The organism is Bifidobacterium sp. UTCIF-38, from assembly GCF_006454495.1.
GTDB classification, from domain to species: Bacteria; Actinomycetota; Actinomycetes; order Actinomycetales; family Bifidobacteriaceae; genus Bifidobacterium; species Bifidobacterium callitrichos.
Genome location: NZ_JFAL01000002.1, coordinates 230,829 through 245,020 on the forward strand (window position 1 = coordinate 230,829; position 14,192 = coordinate 245,020).

Annotated in this window: 11 protein-coding genes; 2 read left to right on the plus strand and 9 right to left on the minus strand. The window is 65.9% G+C overall.

Features of this window, described 5'->3' with window-relative positions:
• Positions 1–14: 14 nt before the first annotated feature.
• Positions 15–3,251, minus strand: a complete 3,237-nt coding sequence (locus tag BW11_RS01555) for a UPF0182 family protein (protein WP_043165429.1) — start codon at positions 3,249–3,251, stop codon at positions 15–17.
• A 236-nt stretch (positions 3,252–3,487) separates the two neighbouring features.
• Between BW11_RS01555 and BW11_RS01560 the strand changes: the two genes are divergently transcribed.
• Positions 3,488–4,840, plus strand: coding sequence for a glycoside hydrolase family 3 N-terminal domain-containing protein (locus BW11_RS01560; protein WP_258184463.1), 1,353 nt, complete (start codon positions 3,488–3,490; stop codon positions 4,838–4,840).
• A 143-nt stretch (positions 4,841–4,983) separates the two neighbouring features.
• On the opposite strand, the gene nadD is transcribed toward BW11_RS01560, so the two are convergent.
• The 4 genes from nadD to glyA all read right to left on the minus strand — a co-directional run bounded on the left by nadD (position 4,984) and on the right by glyA (position 9,168).
• The gene (nadD, locus tag BW11_RS01565; protein ID WP_375137617.1) at positions 4,984–5,703 is read right to left on the minus strand and encodes a nicotinate-nucleotide adenylyltransferase; all 720 of its coding nucleotides are present in this window, start codon (positions 5,701–5,703) and stop codon (positions 4,984–4,986) included.
• 14 nt (positions 5,704–5,717) lie between these two features.
• A complete protein-coding gene (locus BW11_RS01570) occupies positions 5,718–6,338 on the minus strand; it encodes a phosphoribosylglycinamide synthetase (RefSeq protein WP_181162450.1) in 621 nt (206 codons plus the stop codon).
• 59 nt (positions 6,339–6,397) lie between these two features.
• Positions 6,398–7,705, minus strand: coding sequence for a glutamate-5-semialdehyde dehydrogenase (locus BW11_RS01575; RefSeq protein WP_181162442.1), 1,308 nt, complete (start codon positions 7,703–7,705; stop codon positions 6,398–6,400).
• Positions 7,706–7,860: 155 nt separating this feature from the next.
• Positions 7,861–9,168: a serine hydroxymethyltransferase gene (gene glyA, locus BW11_RS01580; RefSeq protein WP_140444421.1), complete on the minus strand. Its 1,308-nt coding sequence runs from the start codon at positions 9,166–9,168 to the stop codon at positions 7,861–7,863.
• A gap of 339 nt (positions 9,169–9,507) precedes the next feature.
• On the opposite strand from glyA, the gene thrC reads away from it, so the two are divergent.
• Complete coding sequence (gene thrC, locus BW11_RS01585; RefSeq protein WP_140444422.1) at positions 9,508–10,998, plus strand: threonine synthase; 1,491 nt, start codon at positions 9,508–9,510, stop codon at positions 10,996–10,998.
• A gap of 36 nt (positions 10,999–11,034) precedes the next feature.
• On the opposite strand, the gene BW11_RS01590 is transcribed toward thrC, so the two are convergent.
• The 4 genes from BW11_RS01590 to BW11_RS01605 all read right to left on the minus strand — a co-directional run bounded on the left by BW11_RS01590 (position 11,035) and on the right by BW11_RS01605 (position 13,952).
• On the minus strand, positions 11,035–11,814 hold the full coding sequence (locus BW11_RS01590; protein WP_140444423.1) for a DUF1648 domain-containing protein: 780 nt from the start codon (positions 11,812–11,814) through the stop codon (positions 11,035–11,037).
• Positions 11,815–11,862: 48 nt separating this feature from the next.
• A complete protein-coding gene (locus BW11_RS01595; RefSeq protein ID WP_181162443.1) occupies positions 11,863–12,564 on the minus strand; it encodes an ABC-2 transporter permease in 702 nt (233 codons plus the stop codon).
• Between the two features lie 8 nt (positions 12,565–12,572).
• Positions 12,573–13,511 carry an ABC transporter ATP-binding protein gene (locus BW11_RS01600; RefSeq protein WP_140444425.1) on the minus strand — a complete coding sequence of 313 codons (939 nt, stop codon included), beginning with the start codon at positions 13,509–13,511 and terminating at the stop codon, positions 12,573–12,575.
• Positions 13,512–13,574: 63 nt separating this feature from the next.
• The gene (locus BW11_RS01605; protein ID WP_043165441.1) at positions 13,575–13,952 is read right to left on the minus strand and encodes a GntR family transcriptional regulator; all 378 of its coding nucleotides are present in this window, start codon (positions 13,950–13,952) and stop codon (positions 13,575–13,577) included.
• Positions 13,953–14,192 lie beyond the last annotated feature (240 nt).

Consider the following 14,192-nt stretch of genomic DNA (forward strand, 5'->3'; position numbering starts at 1 on the left):
TCCCGAGATCAGGGTCACTTGTCCAGTTCGAGGGCCTTGTTGAGGGCCTCCTCGAGACGCTTCTGGGCTTCGCCGTAGGAGGCCCAGTCGCCGTCCTTCATCGCGGCCTGCGAGTCCTTCATCGCCTGCGAGGCGTCGGTCAGCGCCTGCTGGAGTTCAGGACTACGGGCGGCCGACGATTCGGAACCGGAGTCGGTCTTTTCGTCGGTCTTGTCATCGCCGGCCGACGACGAGCCCTCGTCACCGGTCTCGTTCTCGGCATCGCCCGCGGCGGCACCGGAGTCGCCCCCGAACACCTGGTCGAGCGCGCCGGTCAGCGTGTCGTCGAAGCCGACCTGATCGCCGAATGCGACGAGCACCTTCTTGAGCAGCGGGAACGACGTGGCGCCCGACGACTTCACGTACACGGGCTGCACGTAGACGAGGCCGCCGCCCAGCGGCAGCGTCAGCAGGTTGCCGCGCACCACCTGCGTGGATCCGGACTGCAGCAGGTTCAGCTCCTTGGACACGTCGGCGTCCGCGTTGAAGTTGTTCTGCGCCTGTCCGGGGCCGGGCACGTTGGAGTCCTTCGGCAGCTCCTGCAGTCGCAGAGTGCCGTAGTTCGGACCGATCTTGCCCTTGGTGGATCCGGCGTCCGAGTCGACGGAGAGGAAGCCGGTGAGGATCTCACGCGTGGACGTGCCGGCGGGGATGTACGAGGAGGTCAGCGAGAACACCGGCTCCTTGGTGCCGCCGGTCTGCAGCGTCAGATAGTAGGGCGGCTGGAGGATGTCCTGATTCTGCTGGGACTGCGATTCGGTCGGGTCGACCGGCGTCTGCCAGAAGTCCTCGCCGGAGTAGTACTGGCTGGCGGAGGTGACGTGGTACTTGGAGAGCAGTTCGCGCTGCACCTTGAACAGGTTCTCCGGGTAGCGCATGTGGCTCATCAGGTCGCCGGAGATCTCGGACAGCTGGTGGTACTGGCCGGGGAAGACCTGCTCCCACGCCTTGATGACCGGATCGTTCTGATCCCACACGTACAGGTCCACCGAGCCGTCGTACGCGTCGACGGTGGCCTTGACGGAGTTGCGGATGTAGTTGGCCTGCTGCGATCCCAGTCCCCTGACCGTGTTCGAAGAGACGGTGGTGGAGTCCTTGGTGGCCGAGCCGAGTTCGGTCATCTGGGAGTACGGGTAGGCGTCGGAGGTGGTGTAGCCGTCGACGATCCACTTGACGCGCCCGTCGACCACCGCCGGGTAGACGCGGCCGTCGAGCGTCAAATACGGGGCCACCTTGGCGACGCGTTCGCGCGGGGAGCGATCGTAGAGAATCTGCGATTCGCTGGTGACGCGATCGGAGAAGAGGATCTGGTCAGAGCCGAAGCGGATCGCGTAGAGCAGGCGGGAGAACAAGTTGCCGACCGACGGACCGCCGTTGCCGTCGAAGGTGTTGGTGGCGCCCTTGGATCCGGTCGGATAGTCGAACTCCCATGCGGCGGTGCCCTTGGGCGCGCCGACGATCGAGTATTCGCTCATGTTCGGAGAGAAGTAGATGCGCGGCTCGTACTTCTGCGATTCGGTGAGCTTGCCCTGGGTGGGGATGCCGGATTCGAAGAACTGCGGCTGTCCGTCGGGGGTCACCTTGTTGCCGTAGGCTGCGACGATGCCGTAGCCGTGCGTGTACACGGTGTGGTCGTTGACCCAGTTGCGGTTGTCGTTGCCGGCGAGGTCGAGCTCGCGGGCGGCGATCACCGTGTCCTGGCTCTTGCCGTCGATCTCGTACTTGTCGACGGCAAGCGAGTCGGCGAAGGTGTAGTACTGCTTGGACTGCTGCAGCTGCTTGAACGTCGGGGAGACGACCTGCGGGTCGAGCAGTCGGATCTGCGCGGTGGTCTCGCCTTCGGAGCTCAGCGCGCCGGATTCGCCCTTCGTGGCGACCTTGTAGTTCTCGGTCTTGAGCTTGTCGAGACCGTAGGCGGCGCGAGTGGCGTCGATGTTGCGCTGGATGTAGGTCGATTCCATCTCCTGCGCGTTCGGGTTGACGCGGAAGCGCTGCAGCAGCGTCGGCCACACCACGGTGAGCGCGATGGAGACGACGGCCACGACGGCGATCGCGACGACCGGGGTGCGCCACGCCCTGAGCGCGGCGGCGGCGCGCACGCCGATCGGCGCGCTGCCTTCGAGCGCATGCGAGCGCATGAGCCACACGCCGAGCACGACGCCGAGAATGGCGACGAGCGCGGCCATGACGAACGTGACCGGAATGGTGGCGTGGACGGTGGTGTAGGTGGCACCGGTGATGCGGCTGCCCTGTTCGGTGAGGCTGGCGAACACGCCGACGATCATCTGCGCGGCGAGGCCGAACATGTTGAGCATGAGCCAGATGCCGATCTGACGGCGGGCTCGTTTGGTGATGGCGAACAGGCCGCGGCCCTTGACCGGCATGGTCAGGCGGATGCCGCCCATCATCACGTGCGTGGCGACGGAGAAGACGATGCCGATGAACAGCAGCATCGAGACGGCGGAGATAGCAAGCCTGAGCCCCGGCAGGATGAACACGTAGAAGCCGTTGTCAAGTCCGAACTGGGGGTCCTTCACGCCGAAGGACTGCGCGTTGAACATGAGCAGCACGTCGGACCAGTTCGCGTTGAACTGGGCGCCGAACATGACGCCGACGATCGCGGAGACGACGACCGCCACGCGTCGGGCGGTCTTCGAACTGACGGTCTGCTTGACCTCGACGACGTCGCCGTTGATGCGGATCGTCGAACCGTCGGAGGCGTCGGGACGGGCGCGGATGGCGAGCCATGCGGAGACGAATCCGACGATCGCCATGACGAGGGCGTAGGCGGCCCACAGGCCGATCTTCACGCCCAGTTCGACCCACACGACCGACTGGAAGCCGAGCTGGCCGTACCACATGAGGTCGGTGATGAAGCGGGAGAGGCCGAAGAAGAGTCCGACGAGGATGACGAGCACGAGCACGAGTCCGATGAGGACCTTCGTGCCACGGCTCGAGCCGTAACCGGACGGTCGGCTCGGCTGGCGCGTGATGCGCGGGAACTGCGGCCCGCGGGGAGGCCGACCGCCGCCGTTCGCATTGCCGGAGGCGTGATGCTCGTCGCCGTCAGCCTCCACGTTGATGATGATGGGGTCGTCGTCGGCCTGTCCGTTGCCGCTGCCGCTGCGTCCCCCGTGCGGTCCGCGCGATCCGCGGGGGTTACGCGGATCGAAATCGGGATCGAACATACCGAGAAAATCTGAGAAAGACATGGTTACAGCCTACAAAAAGGTCAGGAATGTCAATAATCACCCGTTCGCCTGAGGCCGATCGACCGGATTGCGCGCAATACGACGCATGATGCCACATTGTCTCTTCGCCCACGGTGAATGACGATCGACCGGCGCCGGGACCGGGGAGCATGGCTCCGGGTATTGTCGTGTGCGATATCGCGGATATCGTGAATGGCGATCACAACGATTGGTGACGGGAACGTGAGGGACGAACGATGGCGAGGCAACGGGAGCATGGCGGCAGGCGGCGCGACGTGTACGGCAGGGCCGGTCGACAGGGGCAGCACGCCGGGCGACGCCCCATACGACGCCGGGGCGCGGGTACTAGAGCGATCGCGCTGACGCTGACCGCGCTGGTCGCCGTGGTCGCGCTGGTCGCCGCGTTCCTTCTCGTACCGGATCTGCGCCGGATGATCGGTTTCGGCGGTTCCGGGGACGATGCGGCGAGCACGTCGTCGAATCCGTCATCGGATCGGTCGTCGCAGGCGGACGGTGACGTGTCGCGCGGCACGGCCCCCTCCCCCACCGACCCCGCTCTGACGAAGGCGCGCAGGCTGGTCGCGGACATGAGCCTCGAGGAGCAGGTGGGGCAGCTGGTGATGGCGCCGCTGTTCGCCGGCGATGACGCGTCGGTGCTGAAGACGGCGATCGCGGATCGTCATGTCGGATCGGTGCTGATCATCGGCAACTGGAGGAACGGCGTCACGGGCGTACGCAAGGCGACCGATGCGCTGCAATCGTACGCGCCGGACGGCAATCGCCTCATCATGGCCACCGATCAGGAGGGCGGCCTGGTGCAGCATCTCAAGGGCACCGGATTCGACACGATGCCGAGCGCCGTGCAGCAGGGTACGATGTCGACGGATGCGCTGCGCCAGTCGGCCGCCCGATGGGGCACGCAGCTCGGGGAGGCCGGCATCAACGTGGATCTCGCGCCGGTGCTCGGCACGGTGACGATCGAGAGGAAGTCGAACGCCCCGGTTGGCGCGCTCGATCGAGACTTCGGTCTCGACGCGGCCGGCAACGCGGCGCATGGCGCGGCGTTCGTCGAGGGGATGCGCGACGCCGGCGTCCAGTCGTCGATCAAACACTATCCGGGGTTGGGCGCGGTGCAGGGCAACACCGACTTCACCGCGAACGGCATCACCGACACGACCACCACCGCGGACGGCACGCAGATCGGCGCGTTTCATACGGTGCTCGATCAGGCGAAACCGGCGATGGTGATGATGTCGCTCGCCACCTATCAAAGAATCGACCCGAATAACCCGGCCGCGTTCTCCCCGACGATCGTCGATGGGCTGCTGCGCGGCACGCATGGCTTCGACGGCGTCGTCACCTCCGACTCCCTGTCGGCTGAAGCGGTGGGCCACATCCCCACCGACCAGCTGGGCGTCAAATTCATCGAGGCCGGCGGCGACCTCGCCTGCATCGGTCAGAGCGCCGACATCGAGCCCATCCTCAATGGCCTCAACGCGAGGGCCAACAGCGATCCGGCGTTCGCGCAGAAGGTCACCGAATCCGCCACCCGCGTCATGCGGCTTAAGGTGCAAATGGGACTGGCCTAGCGGAAAAAACGCAACATCCGGGATCAACGAAGTGGCGGTCGGGCGTTCATCGTGTTGAGACCGTAAAGACTTGGCCAGCGCGGCCCGGAGCGAGTCGCAATGAGATGAACGCCCGACCGCCACGTCCCACGCATGAAACCGGACTACGCCCGATACAGCCCGTGCTTGCCGATGTACTGCACCACGCCGTCGGGCACGAGATACCACACCGGCTCGTCGTGCTCGGCCCTTCGCCGCACGTCGGTGGAACTGATCGCCAGCGCCGGGATCTCGAGCGTGTCGACCTTACCCTCGGGCAACTTCACGCCTTCCGGCGAGGAGTAGCCCGGACGCGTGACCGCGACGAAGTGTGCGAGATCCCACATCTTCTCCGCGTCCTTCCACTGCATGATCTCGGCGACCGCGTCCGCGCCGGTGATGAAGAACAGGTCGGCGTCCGGGTGCTGGGCGCGGATGTCGCGCAGCGTGTCGATCGTGTAGGTGACGCCGGGCCGGTCGATGTCGACTCGGCTGACGGTGAACTTCGGGTTGGAGGCGGTGGCGATGACCGTCATCAGGTAGCGGTCCTCGGCGTTGGTGACGTGCTTGTCGAGCTTGAACACCGGCCGTCCGGTGGGCACGAAGATGACCTCATCGAGGTCGTACACCCATGCGACTTCGGAGGCGGCGACCAGGTGGCCGTTGTGGATCGGGTCGAAGGTGCCGCCCATGATGCCGATGCGCGGAGTGGCGTGCCAGTTGCCGCGTGCGGAGCGACGCATGCCCGCACGCCCCGCCATGCCTTCGGCCCCGCCGGTGCCGGGCGCGCCGACGTTGGACATGTTGGCCGTGGCGGACACGGAGTCGGCGGACAGATCGGCCATCCGGCGTTCCTCGCTCACGCTCGCTCCCCCTTGTAGATGCCGTCTCCTGCCGTGGTGCCGTCCGACTCGCGCTCCTCGGCCCGTTCGGTCTCCTGTTCGATCTCGGCGGCCGTCGGATCGTCGTCCTTCGGGTCGATCTTGCCCATGTCCTCGTCCCATTCGTCCTGCACGACGCGGCGGATCTCCGCGAAAGTCGGCAGGGGGAAGTCGGGTTGGAACATGCGGCGCACCTCGGCCACGCGTTCGGTGACGCGGATCAGGGTGTCGGTCATGCCGTCGACGTCGCCGTCGCGTTCGAGCGCGGAGAATCGGGCGATGTACTCCTCCATCATCTCCATGTGGCCGCGCATGGCCTTGAGCTGGGCGTCGTCGAGATCGACGACGTCGGGCGCATCCTCGTCGGGCCAGCCGATGAGCACCGCGTCGGCGTACTCGAGGGAGGCACGCTGGGAGGCGGAGGCGATGCCGTCCTCGATCTGCACGAGGAAGACGTAGCGTACGATGCTCAGGCGTTCGGCCGCGATCTTGAGCCCGCAGCGCGGATCGTCCAGATCGAGGTCGGTGCGCAGTTCGGTGATCGGCACGCTCATGCCGTCGTCGGCATTGTCGATAGCGGTTCCGTTGGTCTCGTTCATGTCGTTCTTGTCGCTCACGTCGTTCATATCGTTGGTGGTCGTGGTCGTCTCGTTGCCGCTCATGCGCGTACCTGCCCCCGGCCGTAGCCGATCCATTTCGTCGTGGTCATCTCGGTCAGTCCCATCGGCCCGCGGGCGTGCATCTTCTGCGTGGAGATGCCCAGTTCGGCGCCGAAGCCGAATACGCCGCCGTCGGTGAATCGCGTGGACGCGTTGACCATGACGACCGCGGAGTCGATGCGCGAGGTGAACTCCTCGATGGCGGTGTAGTCCTCGGCGATGATCGATTCGGTGTGTCCGGTGGAGTGCGTGTTGATGTGGTCGATGGCCTCGTCGAGCGAGTCGACGACCTTGACGCCGATCTTCAGGGCCAGGTATTCGGTGTCCCAGTCCTCGTCATTCGCGTGGACGAGCAGGTCCGCCGGGTGGTCGGTGGCGTCGATGATCGCGTAGGCGCGTTCGTCGGCGTGGATCTCGACACCTCGCTCGAACAGGGCGGCGGCCGCGTAGGGCAGGAACACGTCGGCGACGTCGGCGTGGACGAGCAGCTTCTCGGCGGCGTTGCACACGCCGACGCGCTGCGTCTTGGCGTTGATGAGGATCGGGATGGCCTTGGCCGGGTCGCCCGAGGCATCGACGTAGATGTGCACGTTGCCGGCACCGGTTTCGATGACGGGCACCTTCGAGTTGGCGACGACCGCCTGGATGAGACCCTTGCCGCCTCGCGGCACGAGCAGGTCGATGTGGCCGCGCGCCTCCATCATCGCGGTGGCGCCGTCGCGTCCGAAGTCGTCGACGGAACCGACGAGCGCCGGATCGTAGTCGCGCGCGCGCAGCACGTCGCCGATGACGGCGAGCGTCGCGGCGTTGGTGCGTTCGGCCGCGTGCCCGCCGCGCAGGATCGCGGCGTTGCCGGATTTGAGGCACAGGGACGCGACGTCGACGGTGACGTTGGGTCGCGCCTCGTAGATCATGCCGATGACGCCGATCGGCACGCGCGTCTGGTTGAGGCGCAGGCCGTTGGGCAGGGTGTAGCCGCGCACGATCTCACCGATCGGATCGGGCAGCGTGGCGACGTGGCGCACGCCGTCGGCGGCGGCCTTGACGCGCGCCTCGTCGAAGCGGAGACGATCGAGCTTGCCCGCGTCCATGCCCGCCTCGCGCGACGAATCCATGTCAAGCGCGTTGGCGGCGGCGATCTCGCCGGCCCGGGCATCAAGCGCGTCGGCGATCGCGTTGAGCAGGGCGTTCTTGGAGTCGGTGTCGGCCTGCGCGAGCGATCGTTGGGCGCGGGCGGCGGCGTCGGCGCGGGCGCATACCGCGTCGAACACGGTTGACGGAATCATGGCTTCCTCACTGTTCGTCATAACCATCCACCTTAGCGCACGTTGAGGTCAGATATGGGGCCTGATGCACCGATGTCGGGCCGAATATGCCGCGAGGCCCCCGCCTGCTGACGGGAGCCTCGTCGATCGGCTACGGATCGGCCGGAATCCCGGTGACCGGAGCCTTCTTGGTGGATCTAGTGGATCTGGTCGAGATCCGGGTAGAGCGGGAAGTCCTCGACGAGCTTGTCGACGCGGGCCTTCAGCGCGTCGACGTCGGCGGACGGGCCGGCGGCGAGCGCGGTGCCGATGATGTCGGCGACCTCCTCGTACTCCTTGGGTCCGAAGCCGCGGGTGGCAAGCGCGGAGGCGCCGATCCTCAGGCCCGAGGCGACGGACGCGGGGCGCGGGTCGAACGGTACGGTGTTGCGGTTGATGGTGATGCCGCAGGCGGCGAGGAGGTCCTCGCCCTGCTTGCCGTCCATTTCGCTGTTGCGCAGGTCGACCATGACGAGGTGCACGTCGGTGCCGCCGGTCAGGACGGTGATGCCGTTGGCCTTGACGTCGTCAGCGAGGAGTCGCTCGGCGATGATCTTGGCGCCGTCGAGGGTGCGCTGCATGCGATCCTTGAACTCGGGGGTGCCGGCGACCTTGAAGCTGACGGCCTTGCCGGCGATGACGTGCATGAGCGGGCCGCCCTGCTGGCCGGGGAAGACGGAGGAGTTGAGCTTCTTGGCGTACTCCGCACGCGCGAGGATGAAGCCGGAGCGCGGGCCGCCGAGGGTCTTGTGCGCGGTGGAGGAGACGACGTCGGCGTACGGCACGGGGCTTGGGTGGAGTCCCGCGGCGACGAGTCCGGCGAAGTGGGCCATGTCGACCCAGAACTTGGCGCCGACCTCGTCGGCGATCTCCTTCATCGCCTTGAAGTCCTCGATGCGCGGATAGGCGGACCAGCCGCCGATGATCATGGCGGGGTGGGTTTCGAGGGCGCGCTGGCGGATGATCTCCGGGTCGATGCGGAAGGTCTCGGGGTTCACGCCGTAGGCTTCGGCGTGGTAGAAGCGACCGGAGAAGTTGATCTTCATGCCGTGGGTCAGGTGTCCGCCGTGGTCGAGGGCGAGGCCGAGGACGGTGTCGCCGGGCTTGACGAGCGCCTGGTAGACGGCGGCGTTGGCCTGCGCGCCGGAGTGGGGCTGGACGTTGGCGTATTCGGCGCCGAACAGCTTCTTGGCGCGTTCGCGGGCGATGGTCTCGATCTGGTCGACGTACTCGCAGCCGCCGTAGTATCGGCGTCCCGGATAGCCTTCGGCGTACTTGTTGGTGAGCACGGAGCCCTGGGCCTGGAGGACCGCGCGCGGCACGAAGTTCTCGGAGGCGATCATCTCGAGGCCGTCCTGCTGGCGGTGCAGCTCGGAGTCGAGCAGCTCGGCGATCTCGGGGTCGGCGGCGCTGATGGGCGCGTTGAAGGCGTCGGTGGCTTTCTGGGCGAGTGGTGAAGCGGTCATCTGTGCTCCTTTGTCGGTGTGGGCAACGACTGGCATGCCGTTTGGGCGTCGAGTGTACGACGTGTTTGTGGCCATGCTGTTTCCTGCACGTGCCGAATTGGGCGAATTGTCCCGGCGATTGGCAGAAAACCACGGGACATGCCGTCTCGGCATATGGACTTGACCATGCTTTCCCCCCGATCGGCAGACACGCCCTCGGCGTCTGTTGGCCACCCGTCCCGTCGGGCGATCTGTCATGCGAGACGCCGCACCGTCTACGCCCATGCCGCACGCTAGACTGGTGGGGATTCGTTTCACCCCTTAAGGCTTTCGTCATTTTCAAGGATTAAGGATTCAACCGTGGCAACCACCTTCCATTCCACACGCTCCACCACCGACTCGCTGACCGCCAAGCAGGCGATCCGCAAGGGAATCGCCGATGACGGCGGCCTGTTCGTCTCGGACGAACTGGGCAAGACCAAGGTGGACGTCGCCTCGCTCGCGGGCAAGTCGTACCAGCGGATTGCCGCCGAAGTGCTCGGCGCTCTGCTGCCCGACTTCACGGCCGAGGAGCTGGGCCAGTGCATCGCCGACGCGTACGGCGACCAGTGGTCGGACGATCGCATCACCCCGCTGAAGGAGCTGGGCGAGGACTACATCCTCGAGCTGTTCAACGGCCCGACCTCCGCGTTCAAGGACGTGGCGCTGCAGATCCTGCCGCGTTTCATGGCGCACACCACGCCTGCCGGAGGAGATGCGGACGAGAGGATCATGATCCTGACGGCCACGTCGGGCGACACCGGCAAGGCGGCGCTGGCGGGCTTCGCCGATGCGCCGGGCACCGCGATCACCGTCTTCTACCCGGAAGGCAAGGTCAGCCAGGTCCAGGAGCTGCAGATGGCCACGCAGGCGGGCTCCAACGTGAACGTCGCCGCGGTCGAGGGCAATTTCGACGACGCGCAGACGGCCGTCAAGAACATCTTCGGCGACCATGAGCTGGCCGCGCGCCTCGCCGCCGACTCGCACGTCGTGCTCTCCTCGGCGAACTCGATCAACGTGGGCCGCCTCGTGCCGCAGGTCGTCTACTACTTCTCCGCGTACGCGCAGCTGCTGGAGCGTCAGATCATCAACGTGGGCGACGAGGTCGAGTTCGTCGTGCCGACCGGCAACTTCGGCGACATCCTCGCCGGCTACTACGCCAAGCTCCTCGGCCTGCCGGTCAAGCACCTCGTGGTCGCCTCCGACAAGAACAACGTGCTGTTCGACTTCCTGACGACCGGCACGTACAACCGCCAGCGCCCGTTCTACCAGACGATCAGCCCGTCGATGGACATCCTCGTCTCCTCGAACCTCGAGCGCATGCTCTACTACTTCTCCGAAGGCGACACGCGCCTGATCACGATGCTCATGAACGACCTCAAGAACTGGGGCACGTACGAGATCCCGGAGGACCTGCTGGCCAAGATCCGCCAGCTGTTCGGCTGCGGCTGGGCGAACGAGGACCAGGTGCGCGAGATGATCGCCGACTGCTGGAAGCGGAACCGCTACGTCATCGACCCGCACACCGCGTGCGCGTACTTCGTGGCGCAGCAGATGCCGCGCGACCCGCTCACCCCGCGCGTGATCCTCGCGACCGCGAGCCCGTACAAGTTCCCGCGCGTCGTCAACGAGGCGCTCGGCTTCGACGCGACCGGCACCGATTTCGACTGCATGGACGTGCTCGCCCGCGAGACCGGCACCACCGCCCCGGCCGCCCTGCGAGGCCTCGAGACCGCCGACGTGCGCTTCGACACGGTCGTCCCGATCGACGGCATGGAGCCCTTCGTCGAACAGTCCGCCAAGGCCCTGTGATCGAATGATGGAATCGGCCTAACGCGACCGATTCCATCACAGTAAAGCGCTGAGGGCGAAGGGGAGGCCTATGACGACGAGCAGGAGGATGACGGCACCGACCCAGACGACGGGACGGGCCATGTTGACCGTCCAGCCGACGCCGAAACGCTTGGGCACCCAGACTGCCGGGTCGTCACGGTTTGCGTAGATGACGCCGCCGTACCAGTAACGGTCCTCGTCCCACGGCATCGTCTCGTCGTCCGCTCCCCCAGCGTCGACCCGCGAGCCGTTCTGTCCGTAGAACAGCACGACCACGATGCCGCCGACGAACGCGAGCATGCCGGCGAACGTACCGGCCAGCCCGACCGTACCGAGATCGAGCACTCCGATCGTGCCGAGCTGCACGGTCATGCCGATCCCCGCGGTCACGGCCACGCCGACGACCAGCACGTACACGCTCCACGCGCGTGCCATCGACGCGTACCGCCGCGCCGAATGCACCGGCGAGTCCGCGTCGACCGGACGCCTCGCATACAGGACGGCCGCATGCGCGCCGGTCATCACGGCGGCGAGGATCAGCTCCGTGAGCGGCGCGAACCAGATCACGAACGGGCTTTTGTCGGCCCATCCGTCGACGACCCCGGCGGCGTTTGTATGGATCGGCACACGCTGCGGCATGCCGCCGTACCCCGCATATCCGACGATGATCGTCGTCGCGATGATGACGACGTAGACGAGGTCCCACCACAGCGACAGCGGCCGCGCGAACGTGTCGTCGGCAACGACCGCCATGCGTTTCGCACCCGTCGCCGTCCAGCCGCGTTCACGCTTCATCGTATTCCCCTTGATCGCTGACCGTTGACGTCAATCTACAGCTCCAGACTACAGCTCCTTGGCGAGATAGAACCGGCAGGAGACTCGGAACGAGACCGCAAGCGCGAGCGCGGCCGTGGCGATGCCGATGACGGTGAGGATCGGGACCAGCATCATGTTGCCGGCCAGTGCGACGACCTCATCGAGGACTCGGTCGAGCACGGCCTTGGGAACCAGCGCCGTCACCGCGGCGAGACCGCCCACCGCCGCGAAACAGAGCGCCAGAACGACGACCATGAACCAGATCCCGACCTTCTGGATGGAGAACCGGTACATCAGCGGGCAGAGCAGGGACACCATGATGAGATACACCCATATCAGGCAGACGGAGATCCCGCCGAAGTACCCCGCGCCCGCGGCGCCGACGACGGCCAGCCCAGCCCACGTGAGCAGACAGGAGACCAGCAGCAGGCCGGCGGAGGTCAGCAACAGCAGATACCGCCCCGCCACCTGATGCCGGCGCGACACCGGTATCAGACCATTCAGCCAGCCGCCGTGCCCTTGCTGCTCGTACATGAACGGGTACATCAGGATGAGCACGTAGATGTATATGGCGGCGCCGAACACGCCGCCGGTCAGGGCTTCCATATGGGCCGCGGCGACGGCCGTGACCAGCACCGGCACGGCAAGCACGGCGGCGGGGACCCACATCCACCCCTGGGAGGAGACCTTGTGCCAGTCCATGCGGTACGCCCGCAGAACCGATCGCATCGTGGGGTTCATTGCTCCGATCCTTTCCCTGCGGCTTGCGCGTCGCGCGTGTTGGTGAGTCTGATGATGTCGTCGATCGACGCGGGTTCGACGCCGAGACCGACCCGTCCGTGAAGCGCGCGGCCGACGCCCTCGGCGCGCACAAGCGCATCGAACCCCGTCTCATAGGCGTGGACGCCGACGGCCGCGCCGCGCATCGCGTCGTCAAGATCGTCGGGACCGCCCTTGACGATGCGGAACGACTCCTCGAACTCGTCCTTCGGGCCGGTGTAGTAGAGCCGCCCGCCGGTGATGTAGGTGATGAAGTCGGCCGCGCGTTCGAGGTCGGCGGTGATGTGCGTGGAGAACAGGACGCTGCGCTCGCCGTCGGCGACGAAGTCGCGCAGCAGGTCCATGAGGTCGTCGCGGGCGAGCACGTCGAGGCCGGCGGTCGGCTCGTCGAGGATGAGGAGCCTTGCGTCGTGGCTCAGGGCGATCGCGAGCATGAGCTTCATCTGCATGCCGCGGGAGAGCTCGCTGACACGCTTGGCCGGGGCGAGGCCGAATCGCTTCAGGTATCCGTCGAACTTGACGGCGTCCCACGTCGAGTACATATCCGCCATCGTGCGGCCGACTTTGCCGACACGCCACTGGTCGACGAGGTAGCTGGAGTCAAAGACGACGCCGAGCCGGTCCTTGACTTGCTCCTCATCGGCGATGCCGTCAAGACCGAACACCCGGATCTCGCCGGCGTCGCGACGGACCATGTTGAGGATGAGCTTGATGAGGGTCGACTTGCCGGCGCCATTCGGGCCGATGAGTCCCATGATGTAGCCGGCCGGCAGGTCGAAGGTCACGTCGTCGAGCATGAACCCGGAATCATAGTGTTTCGTGACGCCGGTGACGGACAGGATCGGCGTCCCGCCGCCCGGACCGCCGGACACGACGTTCACATTCGCGGTGTTCATCGCGTATCTCCTTTCATATGACTGCGGCCACCCCGCACGACGCCAACGGCGCACGCGGGGCGGTCATCGCTGCCTGCGATACTCCTGAACGAGCATCGACCCGACCTGTTCCAGCGGCAGGCCCGCGGCCTTGGCGGCCGAGACCGCCTCGGCGAGGCTCGCCCGCACCCGGGTTTCGAGCTGACGTCTCATCAGCTCGTTGCCCTTGTCCATGACGAACGTGCCCTTGCCCTGGATGTTCTGCACCACGCCCTCGTCGGCCAGTTCGTTGTACGCCCTGGTGACGGTGAGCACGGAGATGCGCAGCTCCTTGGCGAGCTTCCTCAGGGAGGGCAGCGCCTCCCCCGCCTTGAGCTCGCCGTCCAAGACGGCGGTGCGGATCTGGGTCTTGATCTGCTCGTAGATGGGTTCGCCGGACACGGATGAGATGATCAGCTTCATTCATGCCCTCTTTCCATAGGTGTGATTACCGTCCAGCTGTTTAGCTGTTATACATAACAGTATAACTATTATGGCTGACTGTCAAGGTCAGCGCCATAACAGTCATGCAGCGAATCGTTCTCAATAACGAAAGTGTGAACCAACCGAACGATTCCAAACAATCGAACATCACCCGAAATCATTGAGATTCCGGCGTTCCCCGGTCACATATGTGCGATTGACGCAGCGTCAACCCTCACA